Genomic DNA, 13,409 nt, shown 5'->3' on the forward strand with positions numbered 1-13,409 from the left:
AACACTTATTCCAGTCTGTTTTAAGGAAGTAATGTGTATGAATTATATGAGAACGATGAAAGTGTTCGCTGTGTTGGTTGCTTTAGCAAGTACAGCTAGTAATGGTACAAGTGAGTTAGAAGATCAGTACAAAGATCGGTATGAAGACCAGTACAAAGATCAGTATGAAGATCAACACAAAGATCATTGTGAAGATCAATACGAAGATCGATATGAAGACCAGTACGAAGATCATTACTATGTAGGTTATGTAGGTTTAAACTTTGGGACTCGATGGGGTGAAAGCTTTAAATTGAACCCTAACGTTGTCTTTGGTTATCATCATAACAAAAATTCTAAGTTTGAACTTGAGGTTCTTGCTAACATAAGTGATATAACTGATAAAGCAAAAAGAAAAGTAGGAGCTAGTTTATTGGCAAATTACCTTTACTATCCTGATCTTGAAATTGATCCTATTAAATTATATGCTAGTATAGGACTGGGTGGATATATTCGAATATTGCCATCTTTTGGTCTTGGTGAGGATACAAATGCAGTAAATTCAGCTGCAACTGTAGCCGCAGCCGCAGGTCAAAATGAAACACTAGATAAAATACTGGGTGCTATTTCCTATAAAGTAAAGTTAGGTGTTGATTGTGAAATTATTCCACAGATAGTTAGCACAGTTGCTATTGCTGCAAGCGGTCAATTAAGTGGCTTTAAACCACCGATGAAAAAACCAGATGCAATCATAGAAGTAGGTATACGTTATAATTTTTAAGCTATGAACACTTTGAATCCTTATATACAGTTGTATGCTCGGTGCTATATATGTGCTATTTGCAAAGGTATTCTGTTTATGCTAACATTAAGATAAATCTTAAGCAATAAAATTAGAAGGATCAACTTCCCGCTGTAAGCAAGCAGCAACTACAGTGTTTATCATAAGAAATGCTATTGTCATCGGGCCAACTCCACCAGGCACTGGAGTAATAGCTTTGACTTTTTCTTTTACTCCCTCAAAGTCAACATCACCCACAAGCTTACTTTGATTTCCTATGTTAATGCTATTTATGCCAACATCAATCACTATTGCACCTTTTTTTATCCAATCTGGTTGAACAAAATTTGGCTTTCCAACTGCTGCAACTACTATATCCGCCTTAGAGCAATAATCAGCTAAATCCCTACTTTGTGAATGCAAGATGGTAACAGTGCAATTTTCTTGCAACAATAGGTGAAACATTGGCTTACCCACAATATTGGATCTGCCAATGATTACCGCATTTTTACCGGACAGATTATTTTCAACTGACTTAATTAAATGCAAAGAACCTTTGGGAGTACAAGGTATCAGACAATTTTTTTCACCTTTAACTAACCTGCCAACATTCTCATCATGAAAGCCATCTACATCTTTTTCAACACTTACTGTATTAATTATTCTACTTGCACTGATGTGCTTTGGTAAAGGTAACTGAACTAAAATTCCATGCACAGATGAATCTTCATTTAATGTATTAACTTTTTCAATCAATTCATCTTCTGAGATACTATCAGGCAAAACAATAGTTTCAGAACTTATGCCTATTGATTCTGCTTTTCTTTGTTTATTACGAACGTAGACCTGACTTGCTGGATTGCTACCCACAAGAATTACTTTAAGACAAGGAAAAACATTATACTCTTTCTTTAAAATATCAATTTTTTTTGATAGCTCCTCACAGAGATCATTTGCTATTTTTTTACCGTTAATAATAATTGACATTTCCTTGCCACTCCTTGAAGTCAGGTAATGCAATATCAAATAAATTCAATACTTTACCAACAGCATGATTTACAATATCATCCAAAGATTTTGGTTTAATATAAAAAGCAGGCATCGGCGGAGCAATAATTGCTCCCATCTCCGTTAGTTTTAACATATTTCGGAGATGTCCAAGATGTAGTGGAGATTCTCGCACCATAAGAACTAATTTTCTTCTTTCTTTTAGAGTTACATCTGCAGCCCTTGTTAATAGATTGGAAGTCACCCCCGATGCTATTTCAGACATTGTTTTCATAGAACATGGAGCAATAACCATACCTGAGGTTTTAAATGAGCCGCTTGCTATTTTTTCTCCTATTTTTTCTTCAGAATAGTAAAAATCTGCAAGCGATATAATATCTTCAAGTTTTTCTTTAATCTCATGAGCTATAGTTATTTTTCCAGCACTGCTGATCACTAAATGAGTTTCATGATTGGTATTTTTTAGTGCCTCTAGAATCCGTACACCGTAAATAGAACCAGATGCTCCACTTATTCCAATTACAATCCTACTATTCACCTTCGTAATTCATTCCCAATGCACGTTTGTAGGTATCAAGTAATATTTCCTGTTCCTCCCTGTCATCATCATCCATCTTTCTTAGCCTAATAATCTGTTTCATCACTTTTATATCCCAACCTTCATCTGCAGCTTTTGCATATACATCACGAATGTGATCTTGCACATCCCTCTTTTCTTGTTCAAGTTTTTCGATTCTCTCTATATAGCTCTTCAAATCTTCAGCCGTTATTTTTACTGTATCTTCCATAGAACCCAACTAATTAATTGCTACTACAGTATTATCAGTTTTTACTTGTACTTCAATCATAGTAATAATATTTTTATCTTTTTTTAAAATCTTAAAGTAAAAACCGTACATGGAAAACTCTTCATTTTCTTCAGGAATGCGCTCTATCTCGTTTACAATCATACCTGCTAGAGTTGTAGCTTCTTCATCAGGAAGATCCCAATGTAACTGTCTATTAATATCCCTAATAGTAGATTTTCCTTCTATGTGATACATATTATCGGATATCTTTTTTATAAAATTCTCTGTGATCAAATCATGTTCATCTGAAATTTCTCCAACTATTTCTTCCAGTATATCCTCAAGAGTTACGATTCCCTGTAGTGCTCCATACTCATCAATAACAAATGCAAGGTGTTTCCTGTTTTTACGGAAGTTGTGAAGTTGTACACTGAGTGGCGTACTTTCTGGTATAAACCAAGGCTTTGACATAACTTTGGCAATCTCTATTTTATTATCCTTTTCACGCAAGGCATTTATTAGATTTTTCACGTGAACCACTCCAACAATATTATCTGGTTCTTTTTGCCATAAAGGTACTCTGCTATGGCTACTGGTTAAAATCTCTCTTATTAACTCTTCTTTATTTCGATCTATATCAAGAGAAAATAAGTTTCTCCTGTGGGTCATAATTTGTGATATTTCTGTCTCAGCCAAATCAAGTATACTATTTAGCATATCTAAATCCTGTTGTAACATAGTGCCCTCACTGCGGTGAAGAGTAATCATATTACGCATTGCATCTGCTGCAGATATTACCTCCCTATTCTTATGAAGCCCACATAACTTCAGAATGATATTGACAATAAACTGAATGCCTAATGTCAATGGAGAAAGAACCTTGACAAAAAACAGCATAAAATAAGCAGAAAGTAATGTAAATTTTTCAGGATTTTGCATGGCGTAAGTTTTTGGTAAAACTTCACAAAATAGCAAAATACAAAACGTCATCATGAATGTTGAAAGAAATATGCCCTCATTCCCAAAAGAATTTATAAATATTACTGTAAATAAAGCAGAGCAAGTAATGTTAATAATTGTATTACACAGTAATATTGTTCCTATTGTTAATTCTTTTTTACCTAACAAAAGCTCTATTATCTTGGCTTTTTTGTTACCTTCTAGCTTTAGTTTATTCACTCGGGATCGGCTAATTGAGGTTAACCCTATTTCTGCTCCTGAGAACAAAAACGATAAAATCAATAAGAAAAAAATTGCTGACAATACTGAAATCAATAACCAATCCATTAAAGTATGATGTTATTGCGATATAGAAACAGAGTTGATTTTATATGTTGTAAGAAGCATTTGCAAGTCTATATATCTTTAATATAAAAAAATAAATCATGAAATATATCACACACTGCATTCACATGCATATTCTCAACAACAAGTGGAGGAGTTATTCTTATTACCCTATTATTTAAAATTTTAGTCATCATTAAGCCTTTGTCAAGAGATTGTTTAACAATTTTATCAGCCAAAGGTACTCTAAGCTCTATCCCTATCAATAAACCCTCCCCACGAACTTCTGAAACGATCTTCGGAAATTCTTCAGTCAAAGGCAACAACTTTTCTTTTAGATATTTACTGACCTTCTTAACATGGTCAAAAAAGCCTTCCTTTAGCATTACATCGAGTACTGCATTACCAACAGTCATGGCAAGTGGATTACCTCCATAAGTTGACCCATGAGTTCCTGGAGTGATTGCTTCTGCTATATAATCTTTTACTAAACATGCAGCCAGAGGAAATCCATTACCCATAGCCTTCGCACAAGTGAGCATATCAGGTTCAACTCCTATATTTTGATAGTAAAATAGAGAGCCAATCCGTCCATATCCGCATTGCACTTCATCAAAGCATAAAATTATTCCTTGAGCTTTTGTTATCTCTCTTACTTTTTTAAGATACTCTACCTCCAATGGATGTACTCCGCCTTCACTTTGTATGGGCTCTAAAAATATGGCAGCTGTTTCGCTATTGATTTTCTTTTCTAATGCTTCAATGTTATTTCTTGGAACTTTATCAAAACCAGAAAGGAGTGGAGCAAAACCTTCGCGTGATTTTTCATTTCCCCCAGCTGAAATTGCAGCAATACTGCGGCCATGAAAACCTCCTTCAATTGTAATGATGTGACTGCGCTTTTCTTGTCCATTTAAGTAGAAATAGCGGCGAATAAATTTAATTGCAGCTTCTGTTGCTTCAAGTCCACTTGAGCAGAAAAAAACTTTATCGGCAAAGGTAAGTTCTGTTAAACGCTGAGCAAGCCTTTCCTGCTGAGGAATAGTAAAAATATTAGAGCAGTGCCATAATGAATCCAGTTGCTCCTTCAGTTTATCTGTAATGTATGGATGACAATGCCCTAGAGAGGTTGTAGAAATTCCTGCAGCAAAGTCTAAATATTTTTTACCATCCTTATCGAAGAGATATACTCCTTCTCCTCTAACTATAGAAGCTTCAGATCTATTATAAGCGTTAACAACATGATCCATTTTAAATATTATCTATAGTGCATGAAAAAGCTTTCCCTTAATATTGCTTAAACTAAAAATTGAGCTAATATTATACAGTTCAACATAAAACTCAGAAATTTAATATGTAAAAAAGTAAAACTACACCAATTCACATTCAGCAAAAAAGAAAGCTATTTCTCTATGAGCGTTCTCTAGACTATCAGAACCATGCACTCTATTTTCACTAATATCATCAGCAAAATCACCCCTAATTGTACCTTTATCTGCCTGCTTTGGATCTGTAGCACCCATGATTTGTCTGTATTTACTGACTGCATTTTCACCGATTAAAACTTGAACTATCACAGACCCAGAAGTCATAAATTCCACCAAATCTCCAAAAAAAGGCCTATCCTTATGAATTTCATAAAACAGCTCTGCTTGTTTTTTTGTCAGCATCATCATTCTTTGTGCTATAATTTTTAGTCCAGATTTTTCAATGTAAGAATTTATACTGCCTGTAATATTATTTTTTACTGCATCAGGTTTTAATATTGAAAGTGTTCTCTCAATTGCCATATTATTTCCTTATATTAAGATCGTATATTTATAGATTTATTTTATTATAAACTTTGATTTGATAAAAGCAATTTTTCACTTATAGTTAAGAATAAACCATCAAGGAGGTGTTTTATGGGGTGTTGTAATAAAAAAAACAACAAACCAGTCGATCCTAATGTTAAACAATCAATTGAAACTACACTTACTGCTAAAGAATGGGTTAATCAATTCAAGTCATCAATTTTTTGTGGGACAAAAGGATTTTTAACTTTTAATTTGGCATTTTTGAGTTATTTAGAGTATAGCTTACACAATAATACAAAATTAAAAGAAGGCGCTGTTTTTGCAATAAAAAGGAATACTATTCCATTTTTCGAAATGGCTATCATAGTGCCATTTGTTTGTCTTGCATTACCATCTATGATAGGTGGGATGAACCTCATGCATTGTGCGCTTATATGTGCTATATTGATGATTGCCACGTGTTTTTTTGTGAGAACTACTTGTCAATTGCGTGAGAAATTAATGGAAAAGATCACTAACCATAGTAGAAAAGAAATAGATGAGCAATTTGAGGAAGACACTATAAAATTTCCTATTTTTAATAAAAACAGACAGCATATTGAGTATAATTCTCCTAATCAAGGACAAATAATGAATGAAAGTCCTCGCTCTCTCTTTGTTAAGGTTTTACTTTTTCCGCTTATGGTTCCTTTGAAGGCCCTACAAAGCTGCATAATGATATCTTTGGCTGCTGTTGAACTTCTTGAAGCAGTGCCAAGTTTTTGTGTTGATGTGGTTTTCGATAGAGGCTTTGCATCTACACAGAGTAACATGAAGAGATCTGCTCATCTATTGTATGCCAGTGTAAGAAATTTAGTGCCTGTAACTAAACTTGATGAGTGTGTAGCTGATTTTATAGGCAAACCTGAAAAAAGGTGCTGTCAGTGAAGAAGGCAGTAATCTTATTTAACCTAGGCGGACCTGATTCACTAAGTGCGGTCCGTCCTTTCTTATTTAATCTTTTTTACGATAAAAGAATAATAAATCTACCAAATCCTTTTCGCTTCCTTTTAGCAAAGTTTATCTCCAAAAGGCGAGAAAGTACTGCACAAGAAATATACGAGCACATTGGAGGTAAATCGCCAATCTTGGAGAATACGAAAGCACAAGCTGATGCTTTAGAACTAAAATTAAATGAAAATGGAAACCATGTATATAAGATATTCATCTGCATGCGTTATTGGCATCCATTTGCTGATGAAGTTGTTAAAAGCGTAAAGCAATTCGACCCTGACGAAATCATTCTGTTACCACTATATCCGCAATATTCAACCACCACAACTCTATCATCCATCGAGAATTGGCAAAAAAATGCCAAACTGGAATGTAACACAAAAACAATTCACCATTATTATGACAATGAAGACTTTATTGAAGCTCATGTTAATCTGACGTCTAAATATTATAAATTAGCTAGCAAAATCGGTAAGCCAAGAGTCCTATTCTCGTCCCATAGCTTACCTCTTAGTATCATTAAAAAAGGCGACCCTTACGCTTCACAGATAGAAAAAACAGTAAAATTAATAGTAAAAAAATTGAATATTGAAGATCTTGACTGGGGAATATGTTATCAGAGTAAGGTTGGCCCTGTAAAATGGTTGGAGCCTAGCACTGAAAGTGAGCTATCACGCGCAAAAGACGATAATATACCTGTAGTTTTATCACCTATATCTTTTGTTTCTGAGCATTCTGAAACACTGGTTGAACTTGATATAGAGTATAAAGCAATTATCAAAGACGGATATTACTTTCGCGTACCAACTCTCAGTACTGATCTCTTATTTATCAAGTGCTTGGCCGATTTATGTTTAGATCACTCTCAAAGTACTGATTTATAGCACTTTTCTTTTTAGATTTTTATAGTATAATATTAAAAAGTTATTATTTTATTATCTACTTATGCCAAAAGGTAAGCCAAATACATTTATAGAAAGTATACATGATGCTCACAATCATGATATTAGAAAGATGTATTGTATTGCAGTAGGTTTAACAGGCATATTGTGTAAAATTTCATTGCAATTCTGTTGCGAGTTTATTGATAACAACAGATCCAATATTTGTACTATATTAGATATTTCTAAGTTCATAAAACTACCAACATCAATAATATTTGCTCTTCACTTTGGTCTCAATTTAGCTGGATATAAATCTAAAAAACTTCAGAATGGTAAAGGGGGAAATGAACCTGAAAAACCAATACAGGTTGTGGGTAGCTTAGCCTTCTTGGCAAACTGTGTAATAGGAATATTGATGCAGACAAAAATCATTCATTTCTTAGCTAGAAACAACAAGGATGTAATAAGTTATATTAGCTTAACATCAGCAGTTCTATTTCTATTTTCAGAATGCATAAACTGTTATTATACATGGAAGAAGTATCTAGATAATAAGGATTCTGAAAAGTCTGCTAAATATGGCAAAGAAGTTATTTTTAGCACATTCGCTTTGTCATTGGGCTTGTTAAGCTTCATATTAAAAAGAATGGAACTTCCAACCATACCAATAGACTTGGGTGGTGGCATAATCTATAATTTCAACTTAACTGTTACGGTTAGTTTGCTACTAAGCATAGCATATCTAGTATCAAACATCGATAAGTTTGTCAATCAACCTAATAATGGTACTGATCCTTCTACTGGACTTGATGACGCTCACCATATTCAGCATAATAGCAGCATTGTAGAAATTAATTATTAGAGATGAAAAGACTTAATTTCTACTGCCAATGCTAGCACTGCTAATTTGCTAACAATATTCCAAAGTGGCAAAGTTTTATTTTCTTGGCTGATGTCATAAAATTCACAGTCAGTGGAATTCAAGCTAGAATATACATCTTTCCTGCTATTACATCGGTATAAGTAACATGTTGGAGTATCTCCTATATAGTATATTAGCGGTTCTGCAGAACTACTTTTAAATATGTCAATAGTTGGTACACCTTCTTGTATAATAACACTATTGATTGCTATTCCTTCTTTTATCTTTTTCATTTTATGACGCTTTTTTTTATTGAGATTTAATATTTCCTTTCCACTTGTTGCTGTTATAATGCCCATTCCATATGTGCCATTGCTTGCTTTGATAAAAACGTAAGGTTGTGTTTTTATTTCATATTCCTCATATTTTTTTTGCACTAGAGATAATATTTGGTCAACTTTAGTCGCTACTGCTCCTAGTGATGAATCATCATTAAAGTCAACTCCATTACAGCTTTCTGTAAGCACAGAAATAAGCCATGGGTCCATTTTAAATTCGCCACAAAATTCGGACACTAATTTTTGATAGATTTCAAAATATTGAAATTTCTGCCTACTGTGCCAGCCATATAATGGACTTGGCACTATCTCTTGTTTTACGTTTTCTAGCGTGTCTGGAATGTGGCTCGTCATATCACGGTTCAGTATAATAACATCAGGCACAAATCCTGAAGTTGTCTTCAGCAAAGAGTTTTCTTTCACAACAGTTTCATACTGTTCTATTAAATTGTACGTTTCATTATGAAAGAGGCCAATTCTAGTTTCAAAACCTGCGAGTTGCAGTACCTTTTCTATGGCAAATACATTTTCTATATACATTTTATTTCGTGTGTAATTCTCCGGTATTATAAGGGCCTTTTTATATTGTTTTGTTTCGAAGTAGCTTTTTATCAATTTTGCTGCTATCGCTTTTGATACTTCACTTAGGTTATTAAACCCTGCAGGAAATAAATTGGCGTCTACTGGAGCAATTTTGTAGCCTGAATTCCTAAGATCTATGGAGCTATAAAATGGTAATGTAAAACCATTAAATTTTGTTTTGAACCAATTATTTATATCTTTTTCCAGATTTGGATGAATTATGTTTTGCATCTACACTTTAAATGTTATAAGAAAAGTACTATATTATAAGTTATAATCTTAATATAATATAACTAATTAAAATAACAAAAAAATGATTCATCATGACAGCAGTAAAATGTATGGTACTACTATACTGTCAATTAGAAGAGACAAAAATGTAGTAGTAATAGGTGATGGGCAAGTCTCGCTAGGCCATACCGTTATAAAATCTGGAGCAAAAAAAGTTAGGCGTCTTTCTGGTGATTCCGTAATTGCCGGTTTTGCTGGAGCAACAGCTGATGCATTTACTCTCTTCGAAAGGCTAGAATCTAAACTTGATAAGCACCCAGGACAGTTAATGAGGGCATGTGTTGAACTTGCAAAAGACTGGAGAATGGATAAATATCTAAGAAAATTAGAAGCTATGATGATCGTGGCAGACAAGTCTATTTCATTGGTCATTACAGGAACGGGTGATGTTCTTGAACCTGAAGATGGCATTGCAGCCATTGGCTCTGGAGGAAATTTTGCTTTATCTGCAGCAAAAGCTTTGATTGACGTTGAAGGAATATCAATAGAGGAGATTGCAAAAAAGGCTATGAAGATAGCTGCCGATATATGTGTTTATACAAACCATAATCTAATTATCGAAAAAATAGAGGAGTAATATGTCAAGAACTTTGTGTGCTAATTTTTCTAGTCAATCTGTAGTAGGTCAATTTGATAATAATGATGACTGTAATGAGAAAAATAGCCTCTATGAAAATGAAGGTACAGGAAGTAGTAGCATTCAAAGCTCACAAGCTTTATTAGATGATCTACCACCACAGAAGATAGTTAAAGAATTAGACAGATTTATAATCGGGCAGAATGATGCAAAGCGCGCTGTTGCTATTGCACTCAGAAATCGTTGGCGTCGAAATAAAGTCCCACTTCCACTACGTGAAGAGATTATACCTAAGAATATACTCATGATAGGCCATACGGGAGTTGGTAAAACTGAAATAGCTCGCCGTTTAGCAAAGCTTGCTGGTGCACCTTTTATAAAAGTTGAAGCAACGAAATTTACTGAAATAGGATATGTTGGACGTGATGTTGACTCGATAATACGTGATTTAGTTGACGCAGCAATAGTTTTAGTTAAGGAAAAAGCACGTAAAGCCTTAACTGAAAAAGCTTTAGGTTTGGCTGAAAAGATAATAGTCAACTCCATGGTTGGTGAAGATGCAACCGAGGAAAGCAAAAAAGTTTTCAGAGAAAGACTGAGAAATAAGGAATTTGAAGATGGAGAAGTTTCTATTAACGTCAGGGAGAGCAAGGGTATGTTACCCACTTTTGATATACCTGGCATGCCAGGTGGGCAAATTGGTGTGATGAACGTAACAGAAATCGTGGGCAAGATGTTTAATGGGAGCAAAAAAACAAAAACTATTACAGTTAAAGTGAAAGAAGCACGTGAAATATTGATTAATGAAGAAAGCGAAAGGTTAATGGATGAAGACAAGATAGTCAAAGAAGCGATTGATCTTGTTAGCAATGAAGGTATAGTGTTTTTAGATGAAATAGATAAAATTGCAGCACGTACAGAAATAAAAGGTGAAGTCAACAGAGAAGGAGTGCAGCGCGATCTGTTACCATTACTTGAGGGAACAACTGTTTCAACTAAGTATGGCCCCGTAAAAACAGACTATATATTATTTATTGCATCTGGTGCTTTTCATTTATCTAAGCCATCTGATCTTTTACCAGAATTACAGGGTAGATTGCCAATTAGAGTGGAACTTAAGGCGCTTACTCAAGAGGATCTAATAAAAATATTAAAGGAACCAGAATCTAGTTTGTTAAAACAGTATATAGCGTTAATGAAAACGGAAAATGTAACACTTGAGTTTACTGATGATGGTATAGAGACTATAGCTGAAATAGCATTTACAGTTAATAGAGAAGTGGAAAATATAGGTGCAAGAAGACTTCATACTGTCATGGAGAAGCTTTTGGATGAAATAAGTTTTATCGCTTCTGAAAAAAATAATGAAAAATTTGTTATAGATAGCAAATATGTAAGAGATAAACTAGAGTCAATTTCAAAGCAGCTTGATTTATCTAAATTTATACTTTAGAGGAAGCTTACTTTAAGTAATATAGAGCATTCAAGAGGTTTTATTTTTTCTTACTTCGTAATTCTTTAAGCTATTTTGCAATAGTAGAATTCAAGCTTAAATCAATTATTGCAATATCACAATCTATGCCTTTTGTTAACACATCAGTTAAAAGATCAGGTGGAGAAAGAACTGTTCTTTTATTACCAGCTCTCATTCCCACAACTCCAAGTTCTATAGCAAGTGGTATTTTTTTGTCACCAACCTTAAACTGCACTATTTGATCTTTGATTATATACTCACCATTATGTCTCTTTATGCTATATTGAACTGATATCTCATCGCCACATTTTACTCGTTTTCCAGTTTTGTTAATTAAGTCATTAAAAATCATCAGGTTATTTACTGAATCGGGATATTTATCTTTTACTTCAATCAGTTTGATGTAATAAGAGTTAAAACTCATTTTGTTGTCATCAGCAGCAATAGTAACTACACGCTCTCCGCCTTCTTTCATACCTATTACCCCTAAACTCACTTCTTTTAAGTAATCCTGACCTATTTTCAAATTGACATCAGTCGGAAGTAGCGTTGCTAGGTTGTTGGAGACTTTGTACATTTGTAGCAGAACTTCTTGGCCACAGAAAACTTTACTGCCACTGCCTTCAGTAATTTCATAAAAGTTTATCATCTCTTCTTCTTTTTGCTGTGTTATTTCTTCTAAATATTCTGCTAACCCATGCTTTTCAATATAACGATCAAGAGCTGATTCAAGTATCGGCCTGACCAAATAACTTGCTATCATCTGTGTCAAACCACCATGTGTAGCATTTATTTCGTAAAGCTTTTCCCTTTTCTCTGGTTTATCTTTGTTTATATAAACAATCGTAATTATAAAAGCAGAAGCTAAAGCGAGAATCATTACTACAGAGATAAACATTTGTAATATAATTTTTCTAACCATCTTTTTTTACTTGATTCAATAAATCATATAAGTCATTAGTATTCCCTGAAAGCGTACTTAAATTATCTGAGGCCTGTTTAAAGAGACTATCTATATAATTTTCCATTTCATTTTTGCCAAGCACGGACATTAAATTGTTTGTTTTATCTTGCTCATAATCTTCGATATCATCCTTGGATTGAAAAATAAGCCCTAGATTTATTCCATAGTTATATAATGCTTCCCGCTCCTTGTCTGTAGCGCCTCCTATTATAGCCCCTATTTCACATGAAGCTGCAAATAGTTTTGCAGTTTTCATCAAATGAATTTCTTTTATTTTGTCAAAATCTGCACCTATATCTAAAATCTGCCCTCCCACCATTCCCTTCATTCCTATTGCTTGAGAGAGCACTTTTATGATCTCACAATTTAACAAAGATAATACCTCAAAAGCCAGGGTAAGTAATGCATCTCCGGCCAGTACTGCTGTTGCTTCACCAAATTTTTTGTGGCAGCTTGGCTGGCCTCTGCGGGTGTCACTGTTATCCATACATGGCAGATCATCGTGAATTAGGGAGTAAGCATGAATAAATTCAATTGCTGCTGCTGCTGTTATTGCTTTTTCAACCTTTATGTTGAATATCGACGAAGATGCTATAACTAAAAAAGAACGTATATGTTTTGCAGGAGCAAGAAGCACATAACGCATAGCTGATATAAGTCTATTCTCGCTATTTTCAGGTAAGAGCTTATTCACTTCTACAACAAGCAAATTTTTTGTTGTTTCGTCTAGCATTTTTAAATTTATTAACTATCGAGTGCTAAGAGATAAGAAGTTTTTAATAGTTTATATAATCATAAAAGCTATTGC

Annotated in this window: 15 protein-coding genes; 6 read left to right on the forward strand and 9 right to left on the reverse strand. The window is 34.0% G+C overall.

What is annotated here, in order from left to right:
• Positions 1–31: 31 nt before the first annotated feature.
• Complete coding sequence (locus M1L26_RS05575; protein WP_250120109.1) at positions 32–760, forward strand: cell envelope biogenesis protein OmpA; 729 nt, start codon at positions 32–34, stop codon at positions 758–760.
• A gap of 99 nt (positions 761–859) precedes the next feature.
• Here M1L26_RS05575 and folD read toward each other — a convergent pair whose 3' ends face one another.
• From folD to ndk, 6 genes are all read right to left on the reverse strand, one after another.
• Entirely contained in the window at positions 860–1,747 is an 888-nt protein-coding gene (gene folD / locus M1L26_RS05580) for a bifunctional methylenetetrahydrofolate dehydrogenase/methenyltetrahydrofolate cyclohydrolase FolD (RefSeq protein WP_211907508.1), read from the reverse strand.
• A complete protein-coding gene (locus M1L26_RS05585; RefSeq protein WP_010406412.1) occupies positions 1,731–2,306 on the reverse strand; it encodes a UbiX family flavin prenyltransferase in 576 nt (191 codons plus the stop codon). The genes folD and M1L26_RS05585 overlap by 17 nt, the downstream gene beginning before the upstream one ends.
• The gene (locus M1L26_RS05590) at positions 2,299–2,556 is read right to left on the reverse strand and encodes a DUF2312 domain-containing protein (protein WP_006014634.1); all 258 of its coding nucleotides are present in this window, start codon (positions 2,554–2,556) and stop codon (positions 2,299–2,301) included. Before M1L26_RS05590 ends, M1L26_RS05585 begins: the two co-directional genes overlap by 8 nt.
• A 9-nt stretch (positions 2,557–2,565) precedes the next feature.
• A complete protein-coding gene (locus M1L26_RS05595) occupies positions 2,566–3,843 on the reverse strand; it encodes an HlyC/CorC family transporter (RefSeq protein WP_211907510.1) in 1,278 nt (425 codons plus the stop codon).
• Positions 3,844–3,911: 68 nt separating this feature from the next.
• On the reverse strand, positions 3,912–5,090 hold the full coding sequence (locus M1L26_RS05600; RefSeq protein ID WP_250120110.1) for an aspartate aminotransferase family protein: 1,179 nt from the start codon (positions 5,088–5,090) through the stop codon (positions 3,912–3,914).
• 120 nt (positions 5,091–5,210) lie between these two features.
• On the reverse strand, positions 5,211–5,630 hold the full coding sequence (gene ndk, locus M1L26_RS05605; RefSeq protein ID WP_211907511.1) for a nucleoside-diphosphate kinase: 420 nt from the start codon (positions 5,628–5,630) through the stop codon (positions 5,211–5,213).
• Between the two features lie 114 nt (positions 5,631–5,744).
• On the opposite strand from ndk, the gene M1L26_RS05610 reads away from it, so the two are divergent.
• The 3 genes from M1L26_RS05610 (at position 5,745) to M1L26_RS05620 (ending at position 8,375) form a co-directional block, all read left to right on the forward strand.
• On the forward strand, positions 5,745–6,563 hold the full coding sequence (locus M1L26_RS05610; RefSeq protein WP_250120111.1) for a hypothetical protein: 819 nt from the start codon (positions 5,745–5,747) through the stop codon (positions 6,561–6,563).
• Positions 6,560–7,513, forward strand: a complete 954-nt coding sequence (hemH, locus tag M1L26_RS05615; protein ID WP_211907512.1) for a ferrochelatase — start codon at positions 6,560–6,562, stop codon at positions 7,511–7,513. Before M1L26_RS05610 ends, hemH begins: the two co-directional genes overlap by 4 nt.
• Before the next feature lie 61 nt (positions 7,514–7,574).
• The gene (locus M1L26_RS05620) at positions 7,575–8,375 is read left to right on the forward strand and encodes a hypothetical protein (protein WP_211907513.1); all 801 of its coding nucleotides are present in this window, start codon (positions 7,575–7,577) and stop codon (positions 8,373–8,375) included.
• Here M1L26_RS05620 and gshA read toward each other — a convergent pair.
• Positions 8,372–9,526: a glutamate--cysteine ligase gene (gene gshA / locus M1L26_RS05625; protein ID WP_019236751.1), complete on the reverse strand. Its 1,155-nt coding sequence runs from the start codon at positions 9,524–9,526 to the stop codon at positions 8,372–8,374. The genes M1L26_RS05620 and gshA overlap by 4 nt on opposite strands.
• Positions 9,527–9,608: 82 nt before the next feature.
• Here gshA and hslV point away from each other — a divergent pair, with 82 nt between their 5' ends.
• Complete coding sequence (hslV, locus tag M1L26_RS05630) at positions 9,609–10,163, forward strand: ATP-dependent protease subunit HslV (protein WP_010406442.1); 555 nt, start codon at positions 9,609–9,611, stop codon at positions 10,161–10,163.
• Between the two features lies 1 nt (position 10,164).
• Positions 10,165–11,616, forward strand: coding sequence for an ATP-dependent protease ATPase subunit HslU (gene hslU / locus M1L26_RS05635; protein WP_250120112.1), 1,452 nt, complete (start codon positions 10,165–10,167; stop codon positions 11,614–11,616).
• A gap of 70 nt (positions 11,617–11,686) precedes the next feature.
• Here hslU and M1L26_RS05640 read toward each other — a convergent pair whose 3' ends face one another.
• Positions 11,687–12,559 (reverse strand): FKBP-type peptidyl-prolyl cis-trans isomerase, encoded by an 873-nt coding sequence (locus tag M1L26_RS05640; protein WP_250120113.1) that lies wholly within the window; start codon positions 12,557–12,559, stop codon positions 11,687–11,689.
• Positions 12,552–13,334 carry a polyprenyl synthetase family protein gene (locus M1L26_RS05645; RefSeq protein WP_010406449.1) on the reverse strand — a complete coding sequence of 261 codons (783 nt, stop codon included), beginning with the start codon at positions 13,332–13,334 and terminating at the stop codon, positions 12,552–12,554. The genes M1L26_RS05640 and M1L26_RS05645 overlap by 8 nt, the downstream gene beginning before the upstream one ends.
• Between the last annotated feature and the right edge of the window lie 75 nt (positions 13,335–13,409).

The sequence above is a fragment of the Wolbachia endosymbiont of Ostrinia scapulalis genome, assembly GCF_023559145.1.
Classification (GTDB): domain Bacteria; phylum Pseudomonadota; class Alphaproteobacteria; order Rickettsiales; family Anaplasmataceae; genus Wolbachia.